General features: G+C 41.9%; 15 protein-coding genes. 8 read left to right on the top strand and 7 right to left on the bottom strand.

The window, feature by feature from the left end:
* The first annotated feature begins 37 nt into the window (after positions 1-37).
* A complete protein-coding gene (locus MHN81_RS09825) occupies positions 38-1,012 on the top strand; it encodes a sterol desaturase family protein (protein WP_023398687.1) in 975 nt (324 codons plus the stop codon).
* A 79-nt stretch (positions 1,013-1,091) separates the two neighbouring features.
* Here MHN81_RS09825 and MHN81_RS09820 read toward each other — a convergent pair whose 3' ends face one another.
* On the bottom strand, positions 1,092-1,376 hold the full coding sequence (locus tag MHN81_RS09820; RefSeq protein ID WP_023398688.1) for a hypothetical protein: 285 nt from the start codon (positions 1,374-1,376) through the stop codon (positions 1,092-1,094).
* 291 nt (positions 1,377-1,667) lie between these two features.
* Positions 1,668-3,236 carry a cation:proton antiporter family protein gene (locus tag MHN81_RS09815; protein ID WP_239425653.1) on the bottom strand — a complete coding sequence of 523 codons (1,569 nt, stop codon included), beginning with the start codon at positions 3,234-3,236 and terminating at the stop codon, positions 1,668-1,670.
* A gap of 202 nt (positions 3,237-3,438) precedes the next feature.
* Here MHN81_RS09815 and MHN81_RS09810 point away from each other — a divergent pair, with 202 nt between their 5' ends.
* Positions 3,439-4,182 (top strand): sporulation protein, encoded by a 744-nt coding sequence (locus MHN81_RS09810; protein WP_023398690.1) that lies wholly within the window; start codon positions 3,439-3,441, stop codon positions 4,180-4,182.
* Positions 4,183-4,208: 26 nt separating this feature from the next.
* Positions 4,209-4,655, top strand: a complete 447-nt coding sequence (locus tag MHN81_RS09805) for a GNAT family N-acetyltransferase (protein WP_023398691.1) — start codon at positions 4,209-4,211, stop codon at positions 4,653-4,655.
* A 61-nt stretch (positions 4,656-4,716) separates the two neighbouring features.
* Here the strand turns inward: MHN81_RS09805 and MHN81_RS09800 are convergent, their stop codons facing one another.
* The 4 genes from MHN81_RS09800 to MHN81_RS09785 all read right to left on the bottom strand — a co-directional run bounded on the left by MHN81_RS09800 (position 4,717) and on the right by MHN81_RS09785 (position 9,335).
* The gene (locus tag MHN81_RS09800; RefSeq protein WP_239425652.1) at positions 4,717-6,063 is read right to left on the bottom strand and encodes a sodium-dependent transporter; all 1,347 of its coding nucleotides are present in this window, start codon (positions 6,061-6,063) and stop codon (positions 4,717-4,719) included.
* Positions 6,064-6,264: 201 nt separating this feature from the next.
* The gene (locus tag MHN81_RS09795; RefSeq protein WP_239425651.1) at positions 6,265-7,578 is read right to left on the bottom strand and encodes a HAMP domain-containing sensor histidine kinase; all 1,314 of its coding nucleotides are present in this window, start codon (positions 7,576-7,578) and stop codon (positions 6,265-6,267) included.
* A 100-nt stretch (positions 7,579-7,678) separates the two neighbouring features.
* A complete protein-coding gene (locus MHN81_RS09790) occupies positions 7,679-8,386 on the bottom strand; it encodes a response regulator transcription factor (protein WP_023398694.1) in 708 nt (235 codons plus the stop codon).
* A gap of 145 nt (positions 8,387-8,531) precedes the next feature.
* Positions 8,532-9,335: a hypothetical protein gene (locus MHN81_RS09785; protein ID WP_239425650.1), complete on the bottom strand. Its 804-nt coding sequence runs from the start codon at positions 9,333-9,335 to the stop codon at positions 8,532-8,534.
* A gap of 264 nt (positions 9,336-9,599) precedes the next feature.
* On the opposite strand from MHN81_RS09785, the gene MHN81_RS09780 reads away from it, so the two are divergent.
* Entirely contained in the window at positions 9,600-10,715 is a 1,116-nt protein-coding gene (locus MHN81_RS09780; RefSeq protein ID WP_239425744.1) for a serine hydrolase domain-containing protein, read from the top strand.
* Between the two features lie 19 nt (positions 10,716-10,734).
* Here the strand turns inward: MHN81_RS09780 and yhbY are convergent, their stop codons facing one another.
* Positions 10,735-11,031, bottom strand: coding sequence for a ribosome assembly RNA-binding protein YhbY (gene yhbY, locus MHN81_RS09775; protein ID WP_023398697.1), 297 nt, complete (start codon positions 11,029-11,031; stop codon positions 10,735-10,737).
* An 84-nt stretch (positions 11,032-11,115) separates the two neighbouring features.
* Here yhbY and rlmE point away from each other — a divergent pair, with 84 nt between their 5' ends.
* From rlmE to glmM, 4 genes are all read left to right on the top strand, one after another.
* On the top strand, positions 11,116-11,745 hold the full coding sequence (rlmE, locus tag MHN81_RS09770) for a 23S rRNA (uridine(2552)-2'-O)-methyltransferase RlmE (RefSeq protein ID WP_023398698.1): 630 nt from the start codon (positions 11,116-11,118) through the stop codon (positions 11,743-11,745).
* Between the two features lie 67 nt (positions 11,746-11,812).
* Positions 11,813-13,750 carry an ATP-dependent zinc metalloprotease FtsH gene (gene ftsH / locus MHN81_RS09765; RefSeq protein ID WP_239425649.1) on the top strand — a complete coding sequence of 646 codons (1,938 nt, stop codon included), beginning with the start codon at positions 11,813-11,815 and terminating at the stop codon, positions 13,748-13,750.
* A 181-nt stretch (positions 13,751-13,931) separates the two neighbouring features.
* Positions 13,932-14,777: a dihydropteroate synthase gene (folP, locus tag MHN81_RS09760; protein ID WP_023398700.1), complete on the top strand. Its 846-nt coding sequence runs from the start codon at positions 13,932-13,934 to the stop codon at positions 14,775-14,777.
* On the top strand, positions 14,774-16,114 hold the full coding sequence (glmM, locus tag MHN81_RS09755) for a phosphoglucosamine mutase (RefSeq protein WP_023398701.1): 1,341 nt from the start codon (positions 14,774-14,776) through the stop codon (positions 16,112-16,114). The genes folP and glmM overlap by 4 nt, the downstream gene beginning before the upstream one ends.
* The last annotated feature ends 35 nt before the right edge of the window (positions 16,115-16,149 follow it).

The following is a 16,149-nucleotide window of genomic DNA, read 5'->3' as shown; positions in this document are numbered from 1 at the left end:
GGCCTTTTTTAACAATAAATGGGAGTGGATAGGCTTAATGTTTGAGACTATATGGCAAAGTATTTCTACATTGCCAGGCTATTTGGTCGATGCAAATAAACGCATTTTCTGGCTGTATTTGGCATCGGCTGTGGTAATGGCTTTTTTTGTATATTTCACGACCAATACAACTCGCAGCTTAAAAGGCTTTTGGCATTTTTTGTTTCCTCGCTCTGTTTGGTTACATGAAAGTGCCAAACAGGATTACGGACTGTTTATTATTAATCGCATTATTAAAGCCCTCACTTTTGCGCCAATTGTATTAACTATGGTGCCAGTTGCAATTGGCTTATCTGATGGGCTTGAAGCTTTATTTGGCCCGTCTTTACATTTGCAGTGGCCTCAACCGGTAATAATTGGCCTGTTTACACTGATGTTATTTATTGTCGACGATTTGACGCGATATCTACTTCATCTTGCGTTACATAAGATCCCGTGTTTGTGGGAAATTCACAAGGTTCATCACTCTGCCAAAGTACTTACGCCATTTACAATTTATCGCTCACACCCAATAGAAAGCTATTTTTATGCATGTCGTATGGCTTTAACACAGGGAATAGTTGTTGGTCTCGGCTACTTCTTTTTTGGGTCTGCACTGAGTATGTTTGATATTTTAGGGGCTAATCTATTCGTTTTTGTATTCAACATATGTGGGTCTAATTTACGCCATTCTCATGTCTGGTTTAGCTGGGGAGATAAATTAGAAGGGTGGTTTATCAGTCCTGCACAACATCAAATTCATCATAGTGATAACCCAAAGCATTTTGATACAAACATTGGTTCGGCATTGGCAATATGGGATCGCATAGCTGGCAGTTTAATTCGTGCATCGCAAGCCAAGGGCATTTCAATTGGGGTAGGCAAGTACGATGCTGGCCATGATAGCCTATGGGCGATTTACTACAAACCTGTAGTTGCTGCGTTTAAAGCGCTGTATCCGACTGCATTGATGAACAAAAAAGAAGATAATTAGTAAAAAGAAGAGAAGGTAGGCTGGCGACGGGCATGGCCAGCCTATTGTAGAGGGAGTAGGCCCTCAAAAAATCGATTGTTTAGTGCATTACACGAGATGATGAACGGTAGAAGCCTAATTCATTTAGTTTATCAATAAGGCTAGGGTCGTCTAAACGCTCTGGTGTCGACTCAGTACGCAAGTAGTGATCGTCGGGTACAGCATGTAAATCCAACATTTTTTGAAATAAAATATTACGAATTGCTAGCGCTGTCATCCCCGAGTCCTGAATGCTATCTAAGCGTTCTTGTATGTCGGCGAATGGGCCCGCATTCACATCGTCAACCGCTGCTGGAAAGTACGAATTTAACTTATTCTTGCTCATGCAAACCCTCATAAAATATCTCGTTAGGATCCGTGGGTGTTCCCCAAAAAGGATACTAAGTATAAGATTTAAGTACAAAAAATTATTGAACCAGTCTTTAACTGACACAGCCAGTGTACTCTGTTTCTATGTCGAATTACTAACTTCGATGTAAAGTTTTGTAAATCGCACTAATACAAAAAAGTACGAAAAAGTGGGTGGGATTTTAGACGTCTAGATGTAACTATATGACAGGAAAATAAAAATAGTTCTCAGTACCCTTTAAAGGGTCTGAGAACTGAAATGAATAATTTAAAATAATTTTTCTTTTACATGTTCAGCAAAACCACTTCCCGCTTCTAAATAGAAGTTATAGGTAGAGTGGACGCCCATATCTTCAAGCTCTTTTTGCTGATCTGGGTAATTGGCGATGGCAGTTACTTGACCAGTATAACCAGAGGCTTGTAGCTGCTCCAGCGCATAGATGTTCTGCATATGTTTGGGCATAGCAAGCATGACCATTTCTACATTTGAGTGGTTAACTCTTTGCCAAAAATCTGGGTCTGTAGCATCAGCAAGAAGCACACGCCTGCCGCGCTTAACGTGTTTGTCGACGACTTCTGGTTTTATGTCTATACCAGCCACAGAATTGGGGTGTGAGCAGTGAATTGTTTCATATGCACCAGTACCTATTCTGCCCATGCCGAATATCACGATCCGGGTGTCTGTGAGGTTCACTGGAAGTTCTTCCTCTAGGCGCTTTGGGCTCTCAAATTTTTGTAATACATGTTCTAATTTGACATAAATCTCATTGGCACGTTTGTTTAGCGGTGACGCGAGAATAAAAGTGATTGAGACGGCAATTGCAACAACGGCTAACCAGTCTGGCGCAATCATTCCAGAGCTTGCTGCAACGGCACATACAATGAGACCAAATTCACTATAATTTGACAGCGTGAAGGCGCTTAGCAGCGACGTACGAGCACGCAATCTAAACATATTTGTGAGCACGTAATATAAGAACACCTTAATCGGTAAGACCAGTACCAGAAGTAAGCCGATCATAAAAGCATTGACCGATATACTGGCATTTAAACCGATGTTTAAGAAAAAGCCGACCAGCAGAATATTTTTTAAATTTAATAATGATTTAGAAAGCTCACTTGCCTTTTTATGCGGGGCAAATATCATCCCGATTATCAACGCACCCAAGTCGCCTTTTAACCCTGCAAACTCAAACGCATGGTAGCCAACGACTAAGGCGAAAAAGAACCCGAACAAGGGCAGCAACTCACCATGTTTGGAGCGACTGAGCACCCAAAACATCACTTTTCTAAAGATGAATAGACCAGCAATAAGCGCTAGCGCCCAAATATTAGGTATTTTACCCGTACTGATTGCCAAAAAGACAACGGCAAAGATATCTTGCATGACCAAAATACCAATGGCAATTTTGCCATGCAGGCTCGCCATTTCCCCTCGTTCTTCCAGTACTTTTACTGCAAATACCGTGCTTGAAAAGCTAAACGCAAAGCCCACCAATAAAGCACTTTGCAGGTCCAGTTGATTGAATAGAGGTAAGTTGAATACACACAACAGCAGTAGGAGAGAAGCGAAAAAGGCACTACTTAAAACAATATGCAAAGTTGCTGGCGCCCATACCTGAGGCTTTACAAGGTTTTTTACTCTAAGCTTTAGGCCAATACTAAAAAGTAGGATAGTGACGCCCAAGTCAGCAAGTTGAGAGAGTAATGGAGTTGTTTGTTGACCCATGAGGTTGAGAATAAACCCGGCCATCAAGAATCCTATCAGAGGTGGTAGCTTTAATTGATAAATTGAAAAACCACACGCGAAAGCAATTGCAAAGTAAAGTAGTTCCATAAGTTACGCTGGTTGTGATTGGTAACCTGATTCTACCAAATCGCGTTGGTTTATAAATCAATTCTGGACAAAAGTATATGGCACTATGCATTAGTAATATGCAAACAAATCTATATTTATCAAAAATAGGTAGATTTTCACTGACAAGCTCGAATAAATGTGTTTAAGATGCCTTAACGGAACATCCTCGAGAGGAGTAATGATGTTTAAAAAACTCTTAGCATCTGTCGGAGTAGGTGCAGCAAAAGTAGATACAGTATTAGAAACGGAACATTTACACCCGGGTCAAAAATTTCAAGCTCAAATTATTGTGATGGGCGGCGATGTAGAACAAGAAATTTCTGGACTTGAATTGGCGCTGATGACCAAGGTCAAAGTCGAAAATGATGATGGTGAATACTTCACTAATCACGTCATAGAAAAGTGGCGAATCCCAGAAGAGTTTACAATTTCTCCAGGCGAGCAAAAAGTGATCCCATTTGAAGCTCGACTCCATTCAGAAACACCGATAACGCAGATTAACGCGCCTTATAACCATTGCCATGTGTGGCTGGAAACGGGGTTGGATATTGATCTAGCGCTAGACCCATCAGACAAAGACGCGCTGCATATCTATCCGAACGAAGCCGTAAAAGCTGTGCTTAGTGCAATGGATAAATTGGGCTTCCAACTGGTTAAAGCAGATGTTGAAAAAGGTTATTTACGTGCCTCAAGCTTCCAGTCTATTTCAGGGTGTTACCAAGAGATAGAGTACCGACCGAGCAGTCGCTCTATGTTTGGTTTACAAGAGGTTGAGCTTTCGTTCGTACCTGAAGCGCATAAAACCCATGTATTAATTGAATTGGATCGCGCTTTTCGCAATGACGGTTATGTTGATTTAACGATTGAACATGATCAAGTGAACTTGTCACGTATATGTGATCAACTCGAACGCTTATTTGCCTAACTATATAAAGAAGGCAGTTTGAATCAATGACGGATTTTAAAGACAAGTCATTTTATGAGCTCAGTCATGATGAGCTCTTTAACGTGTTTAAATTGCGTGTAGATGTGTTTGTGGTTGAGCAAAACTGCCCTTATCATGAAATAGATGAGGTCGACCGAGTGCCAAGTACTCGACATATTTTGTTTAGCGAGAGTGACCACTTACAAGCATATGCACGCTGTTACTCAAAAGAAAATGGTGCAGCGGCAATTGGGCGTGTTTTGATTTCTACAGAGCAGCGTGGTTCTGGCATTGCCTATAAACTGATGGAAAGTGCACTGGCGTGCTGTATTGCGCATTTCCCAAACAGGCCAATCGAAATATCGGCACAAACATATTTGCAGCCATTTTATCAAAAGCTAGGCTTTGAGGTTGTGAGTGAAGCTTATTTAGAAGATGGTATTGAACACATAGATATGCTGTTGAAGCCCTGAGCCCTTATTTCATAGAGCTAAATTATCATTAAAAAGTAAAAAGGCGCTAACAGCGCCTTTTTTATAGTGAATTAATGAACACCAATGCGATTGCAACTGGGCATACAAATTTAATATACCAAGGCCAAATCTTCCAAAAGAAAGAATGTTCAACTGCTTCATTACCTTCTTTAATCGCTGACAATAGTTTACCTCTATGCCAAATCCAACCGGCAAATACACAGCACAACATACCAATCAATGGCTGTGCAAACTGTGTCGTTAGCTGCACAACTAAACCGAATAGACTGTTGAAGTTAAGAATAATCGTAACACTTACCACACTGACGATGATGCCGATTAATCTGGTCGCTTGTAGACGTGCGAGCGCAAATTTCTCTACAACATAGGAAACTGGCGCCTCCAGCATTGAAATAGAACTGGTTAAGGCTGCGATACTCATTAAAGCGAAGAAGGCAAAACCAATGAAAATACCAATGCTGCCCATGCTTTCAAACAAGGCGGGTAAAACTTGAAATACCAATGTGTCTTCAGACAGTAATTCGCCAGTTTGTGAGAAAATTTCAACCCCTTGTGCCTGAGCAACGTACATCGCTGGAATGATCAACATACCCGCGACAAAGGCGATGAAAACATCGATAAGAGTAACGTAGGCACCTAAAGAAACGAGGTTCTCTCTTTTGCTAATGTAGGAGCCATATATGATCATGACACTGGTACCTAAAGAGAGGGAAAAGAATGCTTGCCCAAGCGCGCTCACGAGTAAATTCGGGTCTAATATAGAGCTAAAATCTGGTACTAAATAAGCCTTCAAGCCCGTCATTGCACCTTCTTGTGTTAGCACATATCCGATGAGGGCAAATAAAATGAACAGCAGTGCAGGCATGAGGCGCTTCGACCACTTTTCAATACCGTTCTCAACCCCCTTACTGATGATGGCAACGGTCAGCAATATAAACGCAGCGGTGAATAATAAGTCTCTGGATAGTGAGCGCTCGCTAAGCCAAGAGGTTGCGGTTTCACTGCCACTAAGTACGGCGATCGGTTCTAATGTTGCGCTGAACATCCAACCTGCAACAATTGCGTAGAAGCTTAATATTAAGCCTGAACAAATAATACCGCCGAATCCGACGATAAATGCAAAACGTTTTTGCGCATTGTTGTTTGCCAGTTTTTGCAACGAGGCAACCGCATTAGCTTGGCCATGACGACCAATGACTAACTCAGCCATTAACGCTGGATAGGCAAGACAAAATGCGAGCACCAAATAAACTAATACAAACGCCGCGCCACCATTGCTCGCCGTTTGTGTCGGGAATCCCCAAATATTGCCTAGACCCACCGCGGAGCCAGCAGCGGCCATAATAAATCCAAACCGAGAACTAAACTCTCCTCGAATACTGCTCATGTTTTTATACTTCTCTTTTTTTAAAGACGGCCGCAACAATCTACTGTAATTGGCGCGAAATAAAAAGGTTTATCTGCACTGATCCAGCACAAGTTTTTGATGGAAAAAACACCGTAGGCTGGAGTATCCATAATTTTTCATTAATTTTGAGGTTAAGTGTTTGTTTTTCATCTACTATTTTGTATTTGGCTACAATGGCTGTCAGTCACTCTGTACAGCTTGAGATACTGCTTTACAGGGCAGAATTAACGTAAATTTGGCCCCCCCTAGTAACTCAGAACGACTTACCGACGCCTTACCGTGGTGCCAATCAACAACTTTTGAGACGATAGCTAGGCCCAACCCATAGCTCTTCCCGGCCCTGTTTCGGTGGCCTTGCTCTTGGAAAAATGGGTTGAAAACTTTATTCCAGTTTTCTGGTTCGATACCAGGACCATCGTCTTCGACGGTGATTTCGATTTCATGGTCATGTAATTTGGCGCTGATAAATAGCTGCATTTGGGCAAAATCACACGCATTGCTGAGCAAGTTAGATATGGCGCGTGCAAGCCAGTGCAGGTCTGCTTCCATTACAAGTTCTGTTTTAATGGACAGGTTAGCGGTTAACCCATTTTTAGACATTTTTGGATGCATCTGGTCAACAATGTCGGATATATAGCCTTGAAGTCTAATGGGTTCGAACTTAAGCAAGTGCGATTTTTGCTCTAAGGTTGCAAAGGACAGGTAGCTCGATAACATATCTTCCATTTGATCGAGATCTTTCTCCATTCGCTCAAGTAAATGGTGTACTTCTTCAATATTAGTTTCTTCAAGTGCAGCATCAAATCCAAACCTCAAACACGCAACAGGTGTTCTTATATCGTGAGATAAGCTTGATGCCATTAATTTATTTTCGGCTAACAATTTTTCAATTTGGTTTGCCATCCGATTAAATGTGAGCTCAACATCTTTGATGTAAGTGAAATGATTAACTTCTATTCTTGTATCTAAGTTACCGCCTGCGAACTGCTTTGCTGCGTGAGTGAGCACTGACAATCTTTTTGCGAGCGGCGCTAAGACAAACCACATAAACGCACAGACGCCGGAATAAAAAGCAATGGTGAGTATGACGTCATAGCTATTTCGTTCAGGGGGCTTTTCCAATTGCAGCTCTATATAGTCTGGCTTTATGGCGGGTGTTGATTTTAGTAGATAAAAATAGCCCTCATCAGAGTCAATAAGCAGCCCTTGTGGGCGATGCATCTGTTCGGTGAGTTCTGTTGGTAGAGCAAGCGATGCGCCTGAATGGTAAGCTATTTTTAGGTCGAAGTCTCTGCCTGCTTGCTCGATAAAGCTTGCTCTGTCATTTATTGGGTTATTGCCAGCCTGGTTGGCTATACCCACTAGTAGTTTTGCTTGCCAAAAAAAATTATCCTCATCAGGTGCAGTTTGCTCACTAAAGGTATCAATGAGCCAGCCCAATAAGATAATCGAGATGATCACACCGGTCAGTAAGGATAAATAGAGTTTTCTCATTAATTAGCTCCAATGAGAGTGGCCAGAGCTCCGAAAAATAGGACTGTAATACTTAAAAACACGCTGTAGCTTTGGCAATTGACCTCAGCTACATACGATACTACCAAGCCGATGGCACGAGCAAATAGCCTTTCCCCCAAATGGTTTTGATCTTTTCAGGGTTTTGAGGGTCATCATCAAACTTTTTACGCAGCGCTGAGATCAGCACATCGACACTTCTATCAAGGCCGTCATATTCACGGCCCTTAGTGGCTTTAAACACAGCATCCCTAGAAACAACTTCACCTGCATTGGTAGCCAAGAAGTGTAAAAGTAAGTATTCGGCACTAGAAATAACGATTTCTTTTTCAGAAACCAATACTTTTCGAGACTGCGTATCTATTTTAAGATTACCTACAGTCAAAATGGCGCTGTTGGTTTGCTCGTTACTTGAAGAGTCTTGTGCAGCGCGCGCATTAGCCTTAATCCTCGCAAGTAAGGCTCTTGGTCTGACAGGTTTGATAACATAATCACTGGCGCCGACTTCAAGACCAATTACTTCGTCCATCTCTTCATCTTTTGCTGTCAGCATTATGATGGGCTTGTTATAAAACTGGCGCAGCTCTCTACAGACACTAATACCGTCCTGACCAGGCAACATAATATCTAGCAATACTAAGTCTGGGTTAATTTGCTTTACCATTGACACTACTTCATCGCCACGATGGCAACAATGCGTGTTATAGCCTTGATTATTGAGGTAGTCAGCAACCCACTGTGCGAGTGATTCGTCATCTTCGACTAGTAAAATAGTCCCGTATTGCTCCATGAACAAGCTCCTTTAAATCGAATAGGTATCATTGCTAAAGATGACACTTATTTGGTATTAAAACCATACTAACTTTTTATTTTAAACGCGCCAATTATAATATCTGTTTCACTAAAAAATGTAATGAAGTGTATGAGTTTGTTGATTATTGAACATTGAGTTTATCAACAAGGCCCTGAGTTAATTTCAGTAACATTTTAGGTGTTAGTGCATTGACTTCATCTTGCTCGCAGGCGCCAGCGACTTTCACCAGTGGGGTTTGGACTGGCTCTACAATATATTTTGGTATATCAACAGGTGCTTGATAGCGAGCACGCCTTGCTTCGTCAGTATTTTGTTGTTCTATGAAGCTACTTACATCCTTCTCATTGGTAATGTTTTGTGTTTCGGTAAAGGTATATTGCATAGGGATACCTTGAAAACCCGCACTGTCTACCGAAGATTTAGCAAACCAAACTACATCTGTTGACTGGTTGTGAGTTAACCTCATACTTAAAGAAGCCGTAATGTTACTGCATTGCTTTGTGGGCATTGTTTGAGATATTTTTGCAATGTATGGGTGATCACTACTCGGTTTATTTAACACATAAACTTTGTCTTTGCCGTAGGTTAAATCGATTTGCTGCACTACCAAGCGATAATCAGTCGCTTCGCCATTGTCTACAATTAGGCCTTTTTTACTGAGGATATGTGCCAGAGCTTTATGCAGCTCGTCGGTCATTGACACCTTACTGGCATCTATATATACAGAATCTAGCTTTTTAACTGTGTGCGCAGGTAATTGTACAGATTTGATTCGAGCTGATTCGAGCTCGCTGCTGTAGCTTATTTGAAATATAGACTTTTGCAGTAGAGGTTTGGGAGGCGTGCTGAGCTTTGGCGCAAGTGGTTGTGTCATCATACAACCAGCTAGCCCTGTCAATGCAATACCGCCAATGATTATTCGCATTACTAAACACCTCAAATTACTTTTCTTCATTTTCTTGTACAACCAATGTGCTAAATTCTACCTTGTAATCATTAGTCACTTACAGTCTAAAAATGTTCAAGATTGTAACCAGTTATGCACTGTAACTTTAATTCTACAAAAAGATTAGCGGTTTAAATTAATGTATGTCGTGAGTCAGCAACTTACGTGATACCATAACATCGCGTGTTAATGAACTGAGTCATTATGAAGTCACTATTTATATTTTCAAAATGCTTAATATTGATGCTTTTATCTCACCCCGTAAAAAGTAATGAGATAGACAGAGCCAAAGCTTGGGAGCATTTTGTAAACGACTATTCTAAGCAAGTCCGACAAAAACTAAAAGAAAAATCGGTTCCCGGTGCTGCATTGAGTATCACCCACATAGAGTTTGGAGATCTAGCCAAAGGTTATGGGCGGACCAAGGTAAAAAAAGGCCGCAAAGTAAATGGCAAAACTCGATTTCGTTTGGCGTCTGTGTCAAAAACATTTGCCGGCTCTTTGGCGGCAAAATTGGCAGCAGAGAAACGCGTTGACTTAGATAAGTATGTGGCTGACTATCTCCCAATTTTCCTCGATAGTCAGTATTCAGGTCTGCGTGTATACCACTTATTAAGTCATTCAAGCGGCTTGGTGCCAAATGCTTATGATAATTTAATAGAGTCGCGAATGTCCTATCAAGATATCTATCCTCGTCTTTTAAAAGTCGACAGGCTGTGCCGGCCGGGAATTTGCTATGGATATCAAAACGTCATGTTTAGCTTAGTCGGTAATGTTATTGAACAAGCCACTGGGCTCAGCTATGAGACTTGGCTCAATGAATTTATCTTTAAGCCACTGCGAATGAAAGATGCTGGGGTCGGTTACGCTCATATGATCCAAGATGAAAACTATGCATTACCTCATGTCAAAGGAAGAAAGTATTGGCATACCGCAAAATTGAAAAAGCACTACTATAAAGTAGCACCTGCGGCAGGAGTTAATGCCAGTGCTGAAGATATGGTAGTCTGGCTCAAGGCGCAGTTAGGTTTATATCCCAATGTTTTGTCATTGGATGCTTTGACTATGCAATCTCGACCATTTACTCGTACACAGAGAGAGCTGAAGCGCCGAGTGTGGCGAAAGTACGTTGACCATGCTCATTATGGACTTGGCTGGAGAATATACGATTTTGCTGGTGAAACAGTGTATTACCATAGTGGCTGGGTACAGGGGTATAGAACGGATGTCGTTGTGTTACCTTATTTAGGTATAGGGTTTAGTCTGTTATTAAATGCAGAAAGCGGAGTTATTAACCAATTGACTACTAACTTTATTCGGGATGCGATTGCTGTAGCACGAGAGAACGAGCCGCAATAGCGGCTCGAATTAAAACTATTTAGTTGCGAGGAAGAACAATCTTTTTCTCTTCGCTTTGACGATAAAGTACTAAAATATGACCGATCGCTTGAACTTTGTGCGCGCCTGTTTCACGGACGATAGCATCAAAAATTAGCTGTTTTGTTTCACGGTCATTAGTAGGGACTTTAACTTTGATCAATTCATGAATTTCTAAACATTGTTCAATTTCTAACAATACGCCCTCTGTTAGGCCGTTTCCACCGAGTAAAACGACAGGTTTTAGAGCGTGAGCTAACCCTTTTAGGTGCTGCTTTTGTTTATTTGATAAAGTCATATTGGTACAATTTACTAAATTAAGGCTTGAATTCTCGTTATTCTAACGCCATCTAAAGAAGATTACTAATGAGTTGCAGTGAATATGGCAAATAAAAAACACTCAGCGAGCTCAAAACGCTGGTTAAAAGAGCATGTAGACGATCCTTTTGTACATGAAGCGCAAAAGCGAGGCTACAGATCGCGGGCTGTGTTTAAACTTGAGGAAATACAACAGCGCGACAAATTGATCCGTCCAGGTATGCATGTAGTTGATTTAGGTGCGGCCCCGGGAAGTTGGTCACAGTACTTAGCTGAACAAGTAGGTGATAAAGGGGAAGTCATTGCATGTGATATTCTTCCAATGGACTCATTACCCGGTGTTGCATTTTTGCAAGGTGATTTTCGCGAAGAAAGTGTACTAAATGCGTTACTCGATCGTATTGGTGGTAAAAATATCGATGTTGTTTTTTCGGACATGGCACCGAATATGAGCGGTAATAATGTAATAGATCAAGCTGGTAGTATGTACCTTGTTGAGCTAGCGCTGGATATGTGCCACCAAGTACTTAAGCCAAATGGTGCGTTTGCAGTAAAGGTTTTCCAAGGTGAAGGGTTTGATCAATTTGTACAAGAAGTGCGGAATGCTTTTAAAGTTGTAAAGATCCGTAAACCAAAAGCGTCTCGACCTAGGTCTCGTGAAGTATATATAGTGGCGACAGGATACAAACTGTAGTACAGTTGAGGTGCATTAAAGATGATTTTAAATAAATTGGATACAAGAGGTTAACCCCTTGAGCGATATGGCGAAGAACTTAATTCTCTGGCTGGTCATTGCAGTTGTGCTTATGACGGTGTTTCAGAGTTTCAATAATGGCGAGCAAATTGATCGTCAAACTAGTTACACTCAGTTTGTAAAAGAAGTGCGTAGTGGTGCGATCAGAGAAGCAAATATAGACCGTACAGCTGGTACTATTTCAGGGACTAAAAGTAATGGTGAACGTTTTCAAACAATCATGCCATTATATGACGAAGACTTAATTAATGACTTGCTCAAGAATGATGTCAACGTGAAAGGCGTTGCACCGGAAGAGCAATCGTTCTTAGCAAATGTCTTTATTTCTTGGTTCCCAATGCTGCTGTTAATTGGAGTGTGGATTTTCTTCATGCGCCAAATGCAAGGCGGTGGCGGCAAAGGTGCGATGTCATTTGGTAAGAGTAAAGCGCGCTTAATGAGCGAAGACCAAGTTAAAACGACATTTGCAGACGTTGCAGGTTGTGATGAAGCGAAAGAAGACGTAACAGAATTAGTAGACTTCTTACGCGATCCGTCAAAATTCCAAAAGCTAGGCGGTAATATACCTAAAGGTGTACTCATGGTTGGTCCTCCTGGTACAGGTAAAACACTACTAGCTAAAGCTGTTGCTGGTGAAGCAAAAGTACCTTTTTTCACTATTTCAGGTTCAGATTTCGTTGAAATGTTTGTTGGTGTAGGTGCATCACGTGTTAGAGACATGTTTGAGCAAGCCAAAAAAGCAGCACCTTGCATTATCTTCATTGATGAAATTGATGCTGTGGGCCGCAAACGTGGCGCTGGAATGGGTGGCGGTCACGATGAGCGCGAACAAACACTCAACCAAATGCTGGTTGAAATGGACGGATTTGAAGGCAATGAAGGTATTATCGTTATTGCAGCGACAAACCGCCCAGACGTATTGGACCCTGCGTTACTAAGACCTGGTCGTTTTGACCGTCAAGTTGTTGTAGGTTTGCCTGATGTTCGTGGTCGAGAGCAGATATTAAACGTGCATATGCGTAAAGTGCCACTAGATTCAAACGTAGAAGCATCATTGATTGCTCGCGGTACACCAGGTTTCTCTGGTGCAGATCTAGCCAACTTAGTGAACGAAGCTGCCCTATTTGCCGCTCGTGGTAACAAACGTAAGGTCAGCATGGCTGAGTTTGATGCTGCAAAAGACAAAATCATGATGGGTGCTGAGCGCAAGTCGATGGTAATGTCTGAGAAAGAGAAAGAAATGACTGCTTATCATGAAGCTGGCCACGCCATTGTTGGTCGCTTGGTTCCAGAGCATGACCCAGTTTATAAAGTCTCGATTATTCCTCGCGGACGTGCGCTTGGTGTGACTATGTACCTGCCAGAGCAAGACCGAGTGAGTCATTCTAAAGAACATTTAGAGTCGATGTTATCTAGCCTTTATGGTGGCCGTATCGCAGAAGCCATAATTTATGGTGATGATAAAGTCACCACCGGTGCTAGTAATGACATTGAGCGAGCGACTGATATTGCTCGTAAGATGGTTACCCAGTGGGGTTTAAGCCCTGTGTTGGGTCCGCAAATGTACATGGAAGAACAAGGTGAAATGTACATGGGTGGAAACGGCTCTAGAATGGCTGGTGTATCTGACGAAACTGCTAAGCTTATTGATGCAGAAATTAAGAAGTTTGTTTCTAGCAACTACGACAGAGCAGAGCAGATCCTCAAAGACAACATGGATATTCTTCATGCTATGAAAGATGCATTGATGAAATATGAAACCATTGATGCGGGACAAATTGACGATCTAATGGAGCGTAAAGAGGTTCGCCCTCCAAGAGACGCACATGATAGAAAGTCAGATAAAGATAGTGGTCTAAATGGTGGTGCATCTGCTTCACAAACTGATGAGCCAAACCCAGATATTCCACCTCAATCAAACACAGAGCTTGATGATAAACCTTAATCAAAGGTAAAATAGCGATGTAGGAATTTAGGCCTCGAGCATTCTCGAGGCCTTTTTGTATCTTGAACTTTGCTTTTTGTCCGTTTTACTCTTTAGTTAACTTCATTTTTAGTGAATCTAATCAATAATCTGGAAGGAGTCGCCAAAGTATGCTTAGATACAAATAGCAGGAAGGTAACAAATGTTTCAACTTTCATTACCCCGAGGTCGCAGTTTAGACCTTTCCAACCCTCAAATTATGGGTATCGTAAATACAACTCCAGATTCTTTTTCTGATGGCGGCAAGAATTACAAAAATGATAGCGCTGTCATAAATGCTTTATCACTGCTAGATGAAGGTGCAACCATATTAGATATTGGTGGCGAATCTACTAGACCCGGTGCTTCAGATGTTGCCTTACAAGAAGAGCTAGATAGAGTCATACCAGTGATTAAAGGGATCAGAGCACATTCAGATTGTGTGATCTCTATTGACACCAGCAAAGCTGAAGTGATGAAGCAGGCTATCTTAGCGGGAGCAGACATAATCAATGATGTTCGAGCGCTTAGAGAAGATGGGTGCCTCACCGTTGCGGCTGAATTCCCGAATGTACCCATTTGCTTGATGCATATGCAGGGGCAGCCGAGAACGATGCAACACGATCCCCAGTATGATCACCTAATAAACGATATAAAGCACTTTTTTGATGAGCGTATTGAAGCGTGCGAGCAGGCGGGGATCTCGCGTGCTAGGCTAATAATTGACCCAGGTTTTGGGTTCGGTAAATCATTACAACATAATTTTGAATTGCTTGGGCAATTTAACCAGTTTGCAGATTTCAACATGCCGGTGTTGGCGGGGCTATCTCGCAAATCCATGTTTGGAATGCTATTAAATCGGGATACAAATGAACGTTTACCAGCGAGTCTAGCTGGTGCTTTGTTATGTGTGCAGCAAGGTGCGCATATTCTTCGCGTTCATGATGTAAGAGAAACCAATGATGTGCTGCAGGTGTGGTCTGCGGCAAACCATGGAGTAACTAAATGACAACAAGAAAATATTTTGGCACAGATGGCGTTAGGGGGCTCGTAGGAGAGTTTCCTATCACACCTGAATTTGCCTTAAAGCTAGGCTGGGCAGCTGGAAAAGTTTTGTCTAAGTCGGGCACTAAAAAAGTAATAATAGGTAAAGATACAAGAATCTCTGGCTATTTATTAGAAACCTCTCTTGAAGCTGGGCTAATTGCAGCAGGTATTGACGTGGTTTTATTAGGCCCAATGCCAACGCCTGCCGTTGCTTACCTTACGCAAACCTTTAGGGCTGAAGCCGGTATAGTGATTAGCGCGTCTCATAACCCATATCACGACAATGGTATTAAGTTTTTCGCTGGGAATGGCAAAAAGCTAGCTGATGATGTTGAGCTAGAAATTGAAGCAATGCTTGATGAACCGATGACGTGTGTGCCGTCTGAGCAGTTAGGTAAAGCACGACGCCTTGATAGTGCAAGTGGGCGCTATATCGAGTTTTGCAAGAGCCAATTCCCTAAGGAATATTCATTAGAGGGCATTAAAATCGTTTTAGATTGTGCCAATGGTGCAACATACCATATTGCACCTTCAGTGATGCAAGAGCTTGGTGCTGAAGTGATAGCAACGGCCTGTGAACCCGACGGTATGAATATTAATGCGCAGTGTGGTGCAACGCACGTCGACGCATTAAAACGTCAAGTTTTAGAGCACAAAGCGGATGTTGGTATTGCCTACGATGGTGATGGTGACCGAGTGATGATGGTTGATCATAACGGTCGCGTATTTGATGGTGATGACATTGTTTATATCGCTGCATTGCAAGCCAAGTTTAACGGTACGCTCAAAGGCGGCGTAGTGGGAACTGTGATGTCGAACATGGGGTTAGAAAATGCGCTTAAGGCGCAAGACATTCCTTTCTTGCGTTCTAAAGTAGGTGACCGTTATGTGTTAGAACTGTTATCACAAGAAGGATGGAATATCGGTGGTGAGAGTTCAGGACACGTATTGAATTTAGACTTGATTGCAACCGGTGATGGGATCATTTCTAGCTTACAAGTACTCGCTGCTATGGTTGCGCAGAATAAAACACTTAAAGATCTTGGTGCTGGTTTTACAAAATACCCAATGAACATGATCAATGTGAGATATGCAAAAGGAAAGGATCCTGTAGCTAATGAGGCCGTACAGGCAGCAGTGAAAGAAGTTGAGGAAAAACTTGAAGGTAAGGGCAGGGTCCTACTACGTAAGTCAGGCACAGAGCCTGTGATCCGAGTCATGGTTGAGGCTGAGCAAGAGAAACAAGTGATGGATTTTTCTCAGCAGATTGCCGAAGTTGTTGAATCTGTAAGCAATTAAGCCAAAAAAATAAAATTTTTCTTGTAACTTTGGGT

The organism is Pseudoalteromonas sp. Of7M-16 (genome assembly GCF_022347805.1).
Taxonomy (GTDB): domain Bacteria; phylum Pseudomonadota; class Gammaproteobacteria; order Enterobacterales; family Alteromonadaceae; genus Pseudoalteromonas; species Pseudoalteromonas luteoviolacea_F.
This window is presented reverse-complemented; position numbering and strand designations above follow the sequence as displayed.